Genomic DNA, 12589 nt, shown 5'->3' on the forward strand with positions numbered 1-12589 from the left:
CAGGCCCGATTCTCCTATGCCTGCCGGCTCGATGCCTATGGCAAGTCCGGGGCGGCCGCTGTCGCCAGCGCTTGCCGCCCTTGTCTCAAAGCCGGAATCACCAAGATATCAGAGGGGACCGGTGCAGCCAGACATCCATCTGCACCTGGTCCAGGACGAAGTCCGCGACGTCCTGCCTCGCAATGGTTCCTCCGTGAAAACCGGACAAGTCTGTCAGGGTGCGGATCTTGCGCCGCGCTGGCTTGTCGTTCAGCACGGAAGGGCGCACCAGAACCCAGTCCAGCCCGCTGGCGCGGACGGCAGCCTCCTGCCGATTCTTGTCGGCGTAGACCTTGCGCAACAGAACGGGATGGATCAGCCGGTCGAACAGGAACCCGCCATGGCCGGCGCTGTCGCCTGCGCCCATGCCCGTGATGCAGACAAGGCGCGAGACCTGCTCCGCTTTCATGGCGCTCACGAGTGCCCGCGTGGCCGAGGAGAGAACGGTCACCTCGCGCAGCGGGCTGACCGGTGTGCCCAGGGCGCTCACGACGGCATCGCGACCTCGCAGGGCCTCACGCAGCGCACTTTCGTCAAGGGCATCGCCGACGATGATCTCGGCGCCCTTGAGACCGCTCGCCTTCTGCGGGGAGCGCACGAGCGCGCGAACGTCGAATCCCCGTGCAAGCGCTTCCCTGACGATCAGCCGGCCCGTGCCGCCGGTAGCGCCAAGAACCAGAATCTTCGGGCGAGCCGGCGAGATGCCGGCAGTGTTCAGTGTGTTCATGGTCTGGCCTTTAAAGTTCGCCCTGCGCGAGCAGTTCACGGGTGCGCTTGAGTGTCGAGACGAGCGCGGTTTTGTAGCCTTGCTCGCCGTCCATCCAGGCTTGCTCGGCCTGCTCTTCGGGGCCGCCCGGCGTCTTGCCGCGAAGGCCGAGATAACCGTAGAAGCGCAGCTGGAGCTCTCCGGCTTCGTCTTCGAACAACTCGTTGACGATCGCGCCTTCGCGCGGGCCGGTGGCCTGGAAGAAGGTCACCTTGCTTTCGGGCTCGAACGCGATGATCTCGCGCAGGTCGGCGCCGGCGATGGTGGCTTCGCGGACGATGTGCGTCGCGCTTTCCTCGACGACTTCGCAGCGCGTGCAAAGCGCTGGCGGCAGGAAGCGGCGCGCGTCACGCGCCTTGAGAACCAGGCCGGCCCATGCCTGGGCGCGTGTGAGCTTCACTTCGCCTTGCGGATTGACGGGCACTGTAGCGGTTGAATAAATCATGGTGGTATTCCTTTTCGTGTGGCTTGCTATACCGCTGGCTCTTATGCCGATGCGGATGCGGAGATTTCGGTAGCGAACTCGCGGTAGGACCGCAGCGGGCGACCAAGCAGCGTCGTCAGGCGCTTGACGTCACCCGATTCGGGAACCATCCCCACCGTGAGGAAGCGCTCGCTCATGAGGCGCATGTCGTACGCCATCCAGGGTGGCATGAAATTCAGCAGGTTCTTCTCAAAGCCGGCGGTGTCGTCGCCGCCATAGGTGATCGGGCGGTCCAGCACGGCCGACCAGATGGCGGCAACGTCCTCGCCTGTCAGCGTGTCGGGGCCGACGAGGTTGATGCGCTCCAGCGGAAGCGGCTTTGAAGCCTGCTCGCGGCGCAGCAGCTCGATGGCCGCGATCTCGCCGATGTCGCGCGCGTCGATCATGGCCAGGCCCTTGCTGCCGATGGGCATCGGATAGACGCCGTAACCGGTGACCACGTCCTTGATGGTGAGGTCGTTGTTCATGAAGTAGGCGGGGCGCAGGATGGTGGCGGCAAAACCCATCTCTTCGAGCATCCGCTCGACACCGAATTTGCCCGCGAAATGCGGAACGTTCAGGTAGCGGTCGCTATGAATTACAGAGAGGTAGACGACGCGCTCGACGCCGGCCTCACGCGCCAGATTGAGCGTGAGCAGGGCCTGGGTGAACTCGTCGGGAACCACGGCGTTGAGCAGGAACAGGGTGGACACGCCTGTGAACGCGCTCCGCAGTGCCGCCACGTCAAGCAGGTCGCCTGGAACGACTTCGACGCCGGCCGGGAAGTTCGCCTTTGCCGGGTCGCGGACCAGTGCGCGCACTTTGGCGCCACGCTGGACGAGCTGCTGGATAACCTGGCGGCCGACGTTGCCAGTTGCGCCAGTAATGAGGATGGTCATGAAATTACTCCGTTGTGTGTTGAAGGAGCCTCAATCTTGATTGATCCACCCAGTATCCGATAGCCGTTATATTTAGACACTTCGTCTCACTGGTGGAACATATGGACTTGCTTGCCCTTGCAGACTTCAACCTCGTGGCCCGGTATGGGGGCTTTGGGCGGGCCGCCCGCGAATCAGGGCGCCCCAAGGCGACCCTGTCACGCAGGGTGGCCGACCTGGAGAGCGGCCTCAACCTGCGTCTCTTCGAGCGGGGAGCGCGGGCCCTCAAGCTCACCGAGGAGGGACGCTCGCTGTACGAAAAGACCTCTGTTTTGCTGGCCGAACTCGACGAGACGGTCGCCACGATTACCTCTGGCGGTGAGACGCCGCGAGGCACGTTGAGGGTGAGTGCGCCCCTGCTCTTCTCGCAAGCCGCCATGGGCAAGCTCGCCGCCCGGTTCGCGCTGAAGCATCGCGAGGTCCGGCTCGAGGTCATCCCTGAAGATCGCCCGGTCGATATGGTGGAAGAGGGCTACGACCTGGTGATCCGCGTCAACCCCGACCCGGACGAAAACCTGGTGGGGCGGATTTTCTTGCGCGACCGCCTGGTTGTGGTGGCCAGCCCTGACCTGAGCCGCCCATCAGGCAAGGCGCCTGTTCCGGTGGTGATGCGGGCAGGCGGGGCAGGAAACCCGAATGAACCCTGGGAAATGACGGGGCCAGGCGGTGAACAACGGTTTGCGGTGGACCCCGTCCTGCGCCTGTCATCGCTGTTCATGGTCCGCGACGCAGTCCGGGCAAATGTCGGGGCGGCGCGTATTCCCCTGTCGCTGATCTCCCACGATCTCGCAGCTGGAACCCTGGTCCATTGGGGTGACGTGAAGGGGCCGGAGATTGCCCTCTGGGCGCTCTATCCATCACGCCGCCTGCTGAGCGCCCGCGTATCCGCTTTCCTGGACTGCCTGAAGGAAGCCTTTCCCAACGGATCACCGGAGGAGTTGGCGGACTACATCGGGAGATGAGGCCTGCACAAACGCCCGATTCTCGAGCCTGGCGATCCGGAGCGAGCCGCCATGGATGTGAACGAATGCTCATTTCCGTTGGCCTCAGGCCACTGGCGCGTGGAATATGGCGCCGACCTCTTCTTTAGTTGCCAGGGGCATCCGCGCAATGCGTCACATGCCGTTAGAGTCGCCCTACTAAAAACAAAGAGGAGTTGTCTGGATGAACGCGCTGCACAGGAAAAAACTTGGCATTGAAGATGGCCACCGGATCGTCCAGAGGGACATCAAGGTGGAAGCCAGTGAAACCCACGTGACGTCGGTGTACTGGTATGACGAAATTGACGGGCAGGGAGATTTTGTGCGCGGCCATGTACTCAGGGAAACCAACTTCATCCAGAAAGACAGGCAACCCGAACCCGCCAAGGCAGCAGAAGCCCCGCGCAACCGCGGTGAGGATCATCCGGATGATTTGTCGGCCAATTCGCTACGGGCGCACATTCGTGAGCGCATGTGGCTTCACAACGTGCTGCCTCACGGCCGGCGCCGATACGCCCTCTAGCGGGGATCAATACCGGCTGCAGCCCTTTTCAGCCGGGCGCGAGCAGCTATATTTTTGATAGCATCCGGTGACCCGGCATTGCAACGGGGCGCTGCATCATCACTCGCCCCTGTTGCGCATCCAGTCCGCCGTCTGGAAGAACGACGCATTGAGCCGTGTACGCAGCGCTTCATCAACACCGGTTTCACGCATGGCCTGGTCCATGCACGCCAGCCACTGGTCGCGCTCGGCAATGCCGATCGAGCCCCCGCCGGTTTGCTGCGGCATGTGGCGCATGCGCAGGCGCGGGTGGCCGAAGCGGTCGGTGTAGTACTGCGGCCCGCCCAGCCAGCCGCATAAAAACCAGAAGAGGCGCTGGCGGGCGTTGTCCAGGGTGCTGCCGTGCGCGGCGCGCAGGGCTGTGTAGCCGGGCTCCAGGTCCATCAGGTCGTAGAAGCGCTCAACCAATGCCTTGACGCGCTCCTCGCCACCTATCCAGGCGTAGGGGGTTTCGAAGGGAGGGTTTCCTGGGGGCTTTTCTTCTATCTGCATCTTTGGATTATCGAATGTTGGGGTTTGGGGTTGGTTGGGAGGGGTCATTGGCCGGTTCTTGCTCCGGCTACGTGCTCYTTGCTGAGTTCTGCTGGCCGGGGGTTGCCCGGCATGCAACTCACTTTCTTTTGCGTCGCCAAAAGAAAGTAAGCAAAGAAAAGGCGACCCTGCTGTCTGCGTCCCTCCGCTTCGCTACGGGCAACCTGCGGTGCTCGGTTCATGCGGGGTCTCGCTCGAACTCGCTTCGCTCAGACAATCGCGATCCCTGATCCGCCTGAACCTGCGCTCCTCGGCGCAGACAGAAGGGGTGGCGGAAGGAATACCCAACAGCCGAAGACAGAAACCCGAATACCTGAAGAAACAAGGACTCGCCGTGGCGAATCCTTGTTGGTATTGGATTTGGCTTTTCCCCGCTCCCGATTGGCCCTTGTGGATGCGCCGAGGAGCGCAGGACCAGACGGATCAGGGCAAAAACTTGTTTGAGCCGCAGGCGAGTTGTTTTTGACCCCGGCTGGACCGAGCACCGCAGGTTGCCCGTAGCGCAGCGAAGGGACGCAGGAACCAGGGTCGCCTTTTCTTTGGTGACTTTCTTTTGGCGAAGCAAAAGAAAGTGAGTTGCATGCCGGGCAACCCCCGGCCAGCTATCCTTTGATGAGAGCGCTACGCCGGAGCAAGAACCGGCTCGGCTACTGAGCCTTCCGCAGCGTCTCCACCACTGGCGTATTCAAAACCGACCTCAACCCCCACCACCCCGCCGCCAACGCCAGTACCGCTCCGGCAAGGCTGCCCATCAGCGGCACCGTCCACGACCCGGTCCAGTTGAAGTCAAACACAAACCTCGCCAAGCCCCAGCCCACCGCAAGCGCAACAACAGACGCCAAAAACCCGGCGAGCAAACCAACCCCAGCCAGTTCAGCCCGCTGCACCTGCCGCAGCAGCGAAGCACGCGCACCCACAGCCCGCATGATGGCGAACTCGCGGGCGCGCTCTTCGCGCGTGGCGGTGATGGCGGCGAAGAGCACGACCAAACCTGCGGCCAGGGTAAAGCCGAACAAAAATTCCACCGCGCGTATCACCTGGTCGAGCACACGCTGCACCTGCGCCAGCGTGCTGCTCATGTCGACATTGGTGATGTTGGGAAACGCCCTGACCAGCGTGTTGTCAAAACTCTGGGGGTGCGGCTGGCCTGGCGCCACAGCGGGGGCTTCGGGGGCACGGAACGCGCTGATGAAGGACACCGGGACATCGGCAGGCAATTGCGCCACCGGGTACATCACAAAGAAATTGACGCGCATGGAGCCCCAGTCAACCTTGCGCAGGCTGGTGATCTTTGCTTCACTGATCTGGCCGCCGATGTCAAAACGCAATGAATCGCCGAGCTTGAGGCCCAGCGTTTTGGCCAGGCCGTCTTCCACGCTCACGGCGTCTTTTTCGCCGCCCGTCCAGCGCCCGCCGGTGACCTGGTTGTGACCGGGCATGTCGGCACTGTTGGAAAGATTGAACTCGCGGTCCACCAGGCGCTTGGCGCGGTCGTCTTCAAAGTCGTCGGGCGTGACGGCCTTGCCGTTGACCGCCACCAGGCGGCCGCGGATCATGGGGTACCAGTCGAACTTCTTCACACCGCCGTCGCGCAGTGCTTTCTGGAAAGCCTCGCCCTGCTCCGGCTGCACGTTGATGACAAAACGATTGGGCGCATCGGGCGGCGTCGCCTTGCGCCAGCTGCTGATGAGGTCGGTGCGCAGCAGCACGAGCAGCATCAGGGCCAGCAAGCCGACCGCAAGGGCGCTGGTCTGCACCACGGCATACATGGGCCTGGCAGACAGCTGCCGCGTGGCCAGTACCAGCCAGCGCGGGGCCGTGACTTCGTTGACGCTGGCGCGCAGCAGCTTGACGGCGGCAAAACTGGCCACGGCAAACACCAGCACCGCGCCGGCAAAACCGCCGACCGCGATCAGGCCCAGTTTCAAATCACTGCTGGCGGCGACCAGCAGGGCCGCAAAGCCGGCCACACCCACGCCCAACACCGCCATTGACGCGGGTTTGAGGTTGCCGACGTCGCGGCGAATGACGCGCAGCGGCGGCACCTGTGCCAGCTGCAACACGGGCGGCAGGCCAAAGGCCAGCAGCAACGTCAAGCCCATGCCCATGCCGAACACGACGGGCCACCAGGTGGCCGCCGGCAACGCGGTTTCAACCAGCCCGGCCAGCAGCAGCACAAAGGCGTAATGCACGGCGAAACCCACCGCCACGCCAAGCGCGCTGGCCAGCATGCCGGCCACGACAAACTCAAAGGTGTAGGCCAGCGCAATGGTGCGCTGGGGCTGGCCCAGCACGCGCAGCATGGCGCAGTCGTCCAGGTGCTTGGTGGCGAAACCGCGCGCGACGATGGCCACGGCCACCGCGCTCAGCAGGGCCGCCAGCAAGGCCACCAGGTTGAGGAATTTCTCGGCGCGGTCCAGCGTCTGCCGCATCTCGGGGCTGCCCGATTCGAGCGACTCCAGCCGCACGCCGCGGATGCCGGACTCTGCACCGGGTTTCTTGATCTCGTCTGCGGCCCATTTCACATAGGCCTTGACGGCCTTGTCGTCGCCGGCCACAGCAAAGCGGTAATTGGTGCGGCTGGCGGGCTGAATCAGGTTGGTGGCGGCCACGTCGGCCTGGTTGATCATCACGCGGGGAGAAAAGCTGATGAACCCGGCGCCGCGGTCGGGCTCCTGCACGATGATGCGGGTGACTTTGAAGCTGGCGTCGCCCATCAAGAGAGCCTGGCCGAGCTTGAGGCCCAGCGCGTCGAGCAGCGAGGCGTCGGCCCAGGCCGTGCCGGGGGCCGGCACCTCCCGCGTGTCCTCGCCGGGGCCGTCCAGGCTGTCGGCGATTTTCATGCTGCCGCGCAGCGGATAGCCTTCCGGCACCCCCTTGAAAGCCACCAGCTTGCTGGCGCCGCCGTCAGCGTCGGTTGCGCGGCCCATGGTGGGAAAGGTGACGGTGGAGATGGCCTTCAGGCCCAGCGCCTGCGCCTTGGCAATGAAGGCGGCCGGCGTGATGCCGTCGCTGCGGATCACGGCGTCGCCGCCCAGCAGCTGACGGGCATCGCGTTGCAGGCCGCCCTTGAGGCGATCGGCAAAAAAACCGACCGCGGTGAGCGCGGCAACCGCCAGGGTCACCGCGACGATCAGGAGGCGCAGCTCGCCGGCGCGCAGGTCACGCAACAGGGTTTTCCAGCCGAGCTTGAGGAAAAGGGTGTTCATGCGCAGACCATAACGCAAAGTCCGCATCCCGGCATCATGGCCGGGCTTTGCAAGGGATTTGGCGAAGGGTTACGGGGACGTTTTGAAGCCAGGCCCCGCCACCACCGGGGCCTGGGCTGGAACCGGGGCCGAAACCGGAGCGCCCGGCGGGGCATCCAGCCGCTGCTCCAGCGCGCGCAGCACGGGCCCGATGCCGGTACCCGCCTGGATCTGCGGGTTGGAAAAGCCGTCGTCCTTGCCGGCGTCGATTTCGCGCTGCTTGATCACCGGAACGGCACGGGAAAAAGCCTGCTCAAAAGAATGTGTCTTGCGCAACTGCTCGTCAAACATGGCGCGGCCGAAGAACGTGAGCTCAGACAGGCGCCCACAACCGAAAGAAGTGTGGGTGGCGTCGGCCGCCGTCATGACCAGGGTGGTGTCGCTGGCCAGGGTGTCGATCCAGCCGCCGGAATAGCAGGCCGATATCGCGATGACGCGGTGGCGGATACCGGCGTTGTCGAGCGCCTCGCGCAGCTCGCCGGGAGTGAGCGGCGGTACCTGCAGCGGCCAGTGGGAGGCGGCCAGTTTGAAGTCGCTGGCGCCGTGCGAAGTCATGTAGACCACCAGCACGTCGTTGTCGCGATCCATGCGCTGGGCCAGCGCGTCGATGGCGCGCTGCAAATTCAGCGTGGTGGCCCAGGGATGGGTTTTCAAGGTGTTGGCATGGTTGACCAGGTGCATCACGCGGCCTTCGGCATCGAAGCGCTCGGCAAGCACGCGGCTGACCATGGTGCTTTCCCGCAGGAACACATCTTCCGCGGCATAAGGGGCAAACACCAGGCCGTAGACGTCGGTGATACCGCGGCGCTGCGGCTCGATGGCGGCCATCGTCTTTTCCATCAGCGCCTGCTGCTCTTCAAAAACCTGCTGGCTCAGCTGCAGGCGGGGCCGGCTGTCTTCGGTGGCCTGGCTCGCGTAGTCCACCCCCCAGGTACGCGCCTCGAATTGCCAGGCGGACACGCCTGTGGTTGCCAGCAAGACCAGCGCAAATACGGCAGTCCGCCAGGTCCATCCGGCGAAACGCACGAAGAGGAAAAGGCTCACGCCAAGCGCCCAGACCGTCACCGCCGAATAGAACGCCCAGTAAAACCAGGGAGCCGAAAACACCGCCGCCTTGATCCAGCCGTGCGCAATCGCAGCAACCACGCCCTGGGCGACGAACACGTTGGGCAGCGCTGACGCCAGCCACAGCGCGATAAAGGCCGCCACGCCGCGAGGCGGTTGATCATCAGGAATCGGCTCCCCCGCGTCAGGCGCAGGCACAACTGGCGAAGCAGGAAAAGCCCACCACGCCAGGCCAATCCCCAACCCGATGGTCCACCATGTCGACAACCAGGCCTGCAGGTTAAAAACCGCAGGACCTGCAACTTCCAGCCGCATCAATGCAACTTCCGTTGCTGAGACCAGAACCGCAATGCCCAACACTTGCAAGGGCGTCGGCGTTTTCCCCGCCACGCGGACGGGGAGGAAAAACGCAGCACGGAGCCCCTCTGCTATCCAGCGTGATGTGCTCAGCCAGCCGGAGGTATCAGGACGATCGCGGTCCGCCTGGCTCAGCATGGGTTCCGGGATGCCAGGCGAGGTGTGTTGAACGTGGGCGTCGTGCATGGCGGCATCATGCCATGACAGATTCAGGACTCAGCGCCCACCATGCGAGGGTGGGGGCCAGCCAGTTCGGGCTGCAGCTTGAGCCGCTGTGGGTTGGCATAGCAGACAAAGCGCTTGTTGGTGGCGCGGCCGATGGCGCACAGGCCCACTGTCTGTGCGACCTGGTGACCCATCTGCGTGATGCCGCTGCGCGAAACCACAATGGGCACACTCATCTGGGCAGATTTGATGACCATTTCGCTGGTGAGGCGGCCGGTGGTGTAGAAGACTTTGCTTGCTTCGTTTACAGATGGGCTGTCTTGCATTGCCATCCAACCCGCTATGGTGTCTATCGCGTTGTGGCGGCCAACGTCTTCAACAAATAGAAGCATTTCAGGGTCGCCCGCCGTCATCGCAAACAATGCACACGCATGCACCGAGCCGGCGGATTTGTACGTCGTTTCCTTGAGCCGTATGGTGTTGACGAGGGAATACAGCTGGGCCTGGGTGATGTGCGCATCTGCGGGCAGCACGATGCCATCGACCTCGTCCATCAGGCCGCCGAACACACTGCCCTGCCCACAACCCGTGGTGACCACGCGGCGCGAAGTCTTCTCCTCAATGTCTTCAATACCGCGGTGTGTCTTGACAGCGGCTGCGCCCACATCCCAGTCGACGGTGATGGATTCGATATCGGCGACGTCCTTGACGAGCCGCTGGTTGCGCAGGTAGCCGAGTACCAGCAACTCGGGATGGGCACCCAGGGTCATGAGCGTGACGAGCTCGCGCTTGTCGACATACACAGTGAGTGCGCGCTCGGCGGGGATGGCGACTTTTTGCGCTTCACCGTATTCGTTGACGGCGTCGACCTCGCACGTCAGGGGCGCCTGGGCCATGGTGAGGCGCGGGAGACGGGGAAGGGTCGGTGTCGAGGCGGTCATGAGGGAAGACTACAACAAAAAAGCCGGCCCCTTGCGGAGTCGGCTTTTGGGAAAGCGAATACGTCCGGGAGTGGGTCAGGACTTCTTGGCGGGATTAACGACCGCATCGGGCTGTTTGGTGCTGGGCGGGCTGGTGGCCGTGCCTGCGGGTGAATGTGCGCCGGCCGCTTCGATCGGCTTGGCTTCAGGCGGGGTGTAGACGAAAGCGCCGGGATCGGCACAAGCGGGCGCTGCAGCAGGCGGCTTCGTCTCTTTGCCGGCGGCCTTGGCCGTTTTGTAATAGCTGGCGGCGACCTTGTCCTGCGACTTGCACAACTGGTAAGCATCGACCTTGCCGCTCCAGGCGGTCTTGGCGGCGGCTTCAGCGGCCTTGGCCTTGGCTTCGTCGCTCAGGGCGGGCAGCTTGGCCAGCGACGCGGCCGATGCGGCGGCCAGCAAGCTCATGATCAGAATTTTTTTCATGGGATTCCTCACTACAACTCTTGTGGCTTATGCCTGTACCGTCTGGCCGGGCGGGTCAACAGGTTTGCTGCGCTGGGCCGGGATGTTGCCGGCCTTGACTTCGTCGTACCAGTATTCGTGGTGCTCACGAGCCCAGGTTTCGTCGACATAGCCGGTCCGCATCGCCTTGTAGGCGCCCTGCATGCCGATGGTACCCAGGTAAATATGGCCAAGGAACAAACACATCATGAGCACGGTGGCCACGGCGTGCACCATGTGTGCGACCTGCATCGTCGAGCGCTCATAGATCAGGCCAGGCAGCAGCTTGTCGAGCACAAAGCCCGACGACACCACCACGATGCCCAGGAAGAACACGCCGCCCCAGAAGATAAGTTTTTCGCCGGCATTGAAGCGGTTGGAAGGCGGTTCTTCGCCGCCAGTGATCAGGCCACCGCCTTTGGCCAGCCAGTGCAGATCGCCCTTTTGCGGCCAGTTGTCGCGCAGGAAGGTCAGGAACACGATCACCAGCGACACCGCGAACAGCGGGCCGGCGAAGTTGTGCATGGTCTTGAGAGTCCAGGTCAGCCAACCGAAGAGCGCTCCACCAATGACGGGCAGCAGGAAGAATTTGCCGAATGCCATGACCAAGCCTGAGACGGCCAGGATGCAGAACGCAATCGCGTTGGACCAATGCGCGGCACGCTCAAACGGCGTGAAGCGTTCGATCTTGCGCCCGGTGTCGACGCCGTGGGTTTTGATCGAGCCCTTGCTGAAGTAAAAAATCGCGATGGCCAGCAACACGATCAGAAACAGTGAGCCGCCGTAGGGAATGATCCAGTTGTTACGCACCTGGCGCCAGGCTTCGCCGGCGTTGGTCAGGCGTGAGCCGGGGTACTGCACAAAGGGCTGGATCAGGTTGCCGGCCTCGGGCGCTTCGCTCTTGGGCAGGCTGCTGTAGCCGGTGACGCCCTCGCCCACCTGGCGCCACATGGGCGCGTTGTTGCCCGGTTGCACCTTGGCGCGTTCGCCATTGGTCTGTTTGGCGTAGTTGGGGTCGGCGCTGGCCTCGGGCTTGACCTCAAAGATGTTCTGGCCCTGGATGCCACCGGTGGCGGCGGGAGCGGTGGCCGGCGCGGCGGTGGCCGGCTGGGCCGCAGGCGCTTGCGCACAGGCAAGTCCCGCCAGGCTGGCCGCTATGAAAAATATAGCTGTTCGCGCACGATACATAAGGCCTCCGGTCACTTTTTCGAGCTACCGATCTTGTTGTACTCGTTCTGGCTGTTCTGCGCGCGGGCCTTGAGGCCTTGCTCCCAGCTGGTCTTGTCGCCGGCCTTCCAGCCCGGCGCCGCAAACTGGTTCTGCACGCCCTGATAGGCGGCGCCGTCGCTTTTCACACCGCTGCCCAGGGTTTGCGGTTTTTCGCCGCAGGCCGACAAAGCCGACAAGGAGAGGGTCAAGACAAGAAGGCGCATCATGATTTGGCTCCTGCGGGCGGCTGGCCTGCCTGTTTGGATCCGTAGGCCGTGCCCCAGCCCCAGACTTCGGCGCCCTTGCCGCGTTGCACCACACGGTTGCGGAAGATGTCGGCGACCACATCACCGTCGCCGGCGAGCAGCGCCTTGGTCGAACACATTTCGGCGCAGGCCGGCAGCTTGCCTTCGGCCAGGCGGTTGCGGCCGTACTTCTCAAACTCGGCCTGGCTGCCGTTGACTTCGGGGCCGCCGGCGCAGAAGGTGCATTTGTCCATCTTGCCGCGCACGCCAAAGGTGCCGGCAGCCGGGAACTGCGGCGCGCCGAAGGGGCAAGCGTATGAGCAATAGCCGCAGCCGATGCAGACGTCCTTGTCATGCAGCACCACACCCTCTTCCGTGCGGTAAAAGCAGTTGACGGGGCAGACAGCCATGCAGGGTGCGTCGCTGCAATGCATGCAGGCCACCGAGATGGATTTCTCGCCGGGCACACCGTCGTTGAGCGTGACCACGCGTCGGCGGTTGACACCCCACGGGACTTCGTTTTCGTTTTTGCAGGCGGTGACGCAGCCGTTGCATTCGATGCAGCGCTCCGCGTCACAAACAAATTTCATGCGTGCCATG

General features: G+C 63.6%; 13 protein-coding genes. 2 read left to right on the forward strand and 11 right to left on the reverse strand.

Going from position 1 to position 12589, the window contains the following annotated elements; genetic code table 11:
- Positions 1 to 97 precede the first annotated feature (97 nt).
- Genes AC1D1J_RS09065 through AC1D1J_RS09075 form a run of 3 tightly spaced genes read right to left on the reverse strand, consistent with a single transcriptional unit; the run spans position 98 to position 2167 of the window.
- Entirely contained in the window at positions 98 to 766 is a 669-nt protein-coding gene (locus AC1D1J_RS09065) for an NAD(P)-dependent oxidoreductase (protein ID WP_477694512.1), read from the reverse strand.
- A gap of 10 nt (positions 767 to 776) precedes the next feature.
- Positions 777 to 1250 (reverse strand): AtaL-like protein, encoded by a 474-nt coding sequence (locus AC1D1J_RS09070; protein WP_477685987.1) that lies wholly within the window; start codon positions 1248 to 1250, stop codon positions 777 to 779.
- Between the two features lie 41 nt (positions 1251 to 1291).
- A complete protein-coding gene (locus AC1D1J_RS09075; protein ID WP_477694513.1) occupies positions 1292 to 2167 on the reverse strand; it encodes an SDR family oxidoreductase in 876 nt (291 codons plus the stop codon).
- A gap of 101 nt (positions 2168 to 2268) precedes the next feature.
- On the opposite strand from AC1D1J_RS09075, the gene AC1D1J_RS09080 reads away from it, so the two are divergent.
- Together AC1D1J_RS09080 and AC1D1J_RS09085 are read left to right on the forward strand one after the other, a co-directional pair.
- On the forward strand, positions 2269 to 3168 hold the full coding sequence (locus AC1D1J_RS09080) for a LysR family transcriptional regulator (protein WP_477694514.1): 900 nt from the start codon (positions 2269 to 2271) through the stop codon (positions 3166 to 3168).
- A 202-nt stretch (positions 3169 to 3370) separates the two neighbouring features.
- Positions 3371 to 3709, forward strand: a complete 339-nt coding sequence (locus AC1D1J_RS09085; protein ID WP_477694515.1) for a hypothetical protein — start codon at positions 3371 to 3373, stop codon at positions 3707 to 3709.
- Positions 3710 to 3808: 99 nt separating this feature from the next.
- Here AC1D1J_RS09085 and AC1D1J_RS09090 read toward each other — a convergent pair whose 3' ends face one another.
- The 8 genes from AC1D1J_RS09090 to fdh3B form a co-directional block, all read right to left on the reverse strand.
- Positions 3809 to 4240: a group II truncated hemoglobin gene (locus AC1D1J_RS09090; RefSeq protein ID WP_477666112.1), complete on the reverse strand. Its 432-nt coding sequence runs from the start codon at positions 4238 to 4240 to the stop codon at positions 3809 to 3811.
- A gap of 686 nt (positions 4241 to 4926) precedes the next feature.
- Positions 4927 to 7488 carry an ABC transporter permease gene (locus AC1D1J_RS09095; RefSeq protein ID WP_477694516.1) on the reverse strand — a complete coding sequence of 854 codons (2562 nt, stop codon included), beginning with the start codon at positions 7486 to 7488 and terminating at the stop codon, positions 4927 to 4929.
- Between the two features lie 69 nt (positions 7489 to 7557).
- Positions 7558 to 9135, reverse strand: coding sequence for a C13 family peptidase (locus tag AC1D1J_RS09100; protein WP_477694517.1), 1578 nt, complete (start codon positions 9133 to 9135; stop codon positions 7558 to 7560).
- A 23-nt stretch (positions 9136 to 9158) separates the two neighbouring features.
- The gene (locus tag AC1D1J_RS09105; protein WP_477694518.1) at positions 9159 to 10055 is read right to left on the reverse strand and encodes a formate dehydrogenase accessory sulfurtransferase FdhD; all 897 of its coding nucleotides are present in this window, start codon (positions 10053 to 10055) and stop codon (positions 9159 to 9161) included.
- A gap of 75 nt (positions 10056 to 10130) precedes the next feature.
- The gene (locus tag AC1D1J_RS09110; protein ID WP_477685993.1) at positions 10131 to 10517 is read right to left on the reverse strand and encodes a hypothetical protein; all 387 of its coding nucleotides are present in this window, start codon (positions 10515 to 10517) and stop codon (positions 10131 to 10133) included.
- Positions 10518 to 10544: 27 nt separating this feature from the next.
- Positions 10545 to 11723, reverse strand: a complete 1179-nt coding sequence (locus AC1D1J_RS09115) for a formate dehydrogenase subunit gamma (protein ID WP_477685994.1) — start codon at positions 11721 to 11723, stop codon at positions 10545 to 10547.
- A gap of 11 nt (positions 11724 to 11734) precedes the next feature.
- Positions 11735 to 11971 (reverse strand): hypothetical protein, encoded by a 237-nt coding sequence (locus AC1D1J_RS09120; protein WP_477694519.1) that lies wholly within the window; start codon positions 11969 to 11971, stop codon positions 11735 to 11737.
- Positions 11968 to 12588 carry a formate dehydrogenase FDH3 subunit beta gene (gene fdh3B / locus AC1D1J_RS09125; protein WP_457279598.1) on the reverse strand — a complete coding sequence of 207 codons (621 nt, stop codon included), beginning with the start codon at positions 12586 to 12588 and terminating at the stop codon, positions 11968 to 11970. The genes AC1D1J_RS09120 and fdh3B overlap by 4 nt, the downstream gene beginning before the upstream one ends.
- Position 12589: the final 1 nt, after the last annotated feature.

It is taken from the genome of Polaromonas sp. P1_F8 (genome assembly GCF_056405635.1).